Origin of the sequence: Mesorhizobium sp. M1A.F.Ca.IN.022.07.1.1, from assembly GCF_003997575.1 — a bacterium.
GTDB lineage: Bacteria > Pseudomonadota > Alphaproteobacteria > Rhizobiales > Rhizobiaceae > Mesorhizobium.
In genome coordinates, this window is the sequence record NZ_RZST01000688.1 from 1 (window position 1) to 829 (window position 829).

1 protein-coding gene is annotated in these 829 nt (G+C 60.3%); it reads right to left on the bottom strand.

Annotated elements, in window-relative coordinates; genetic code table 11:
- Positions 1–150: 150 nt before the first annotated feature.
- The coding region (locus EOA75_RS33400) for a universal stress protein (RefSeq protein WP_206517139.1) at positions 151–829 on the bottom strand (679 nt) is incomplete at its 5' end.

Sequence of the window (829 nt, forward strand, 5' to 3'; positions counted from 1 at the left end):
CTACAACCTTGGGACCGGGTGGGTCGGGATAGGTCGGCAGGAACAGAGATGCTAACAGCTGCATTGGTCTCTCCTTCGGCGTTACGCTCAGTTGATCGTCGGCGAATGAATCGTACGTGGCCGGCGGGAGTGGTGAGGTGCCATTGCCGTTCAGTTCGACAGCAGCCTGTGGAATGAGCCGCATCTCAGTAGCGATCGCGTCGCGCCCCCGAATGCCCACTCGCGGAACCGGCTATGGCCATAGCCACCTGCCGCGATGAGGTCGGCTCCAATTTCATCCGCTACAGTGACAATAGCGTCACCAACAGCAATCCCCTCTCTCTCCAGCAGTTGGGATCGGGCTTTCACACCGTGCCTCATCAGGAAGCGAACGACATCCGCGGCGCCTTCTTGAGCGACACGCGGCCGTTCTTCGGCAACACTGAAGACCACCACGTCCTTCGCGTTACGCAAGAAGGGCATTGCATCCGCCACGGCGCGGCGAGACTCGCGACAATCTTTCCAAGCGACCATTGCTCTTTCACCTTTGAAAGTAGGCAAGCCGTCAGCAGCAAATAGAACCGGCCTGCCCGCGGAAAGGATCAATGCGCCAGGATCAATCGTCCGTTGGAAGTCGCCAGCGGCCGCGGCAGCAGGAGCGCCGGTGATGATCAGATCTGCCGCTCGCGCATGCAGGGCAACAGTGCGCGTAGGATCGTCGAGTTCCGCACGCCATGAGGCCCGCTCGTTGTTGCCGATGACGGCAAGGAACTCCTCCTTGAGTTTCTTGATGCGATCCTCCATCTCAAGCGTCCGCTGACGCAAGACTTCCGCCGCGGCCGGTGAGGAT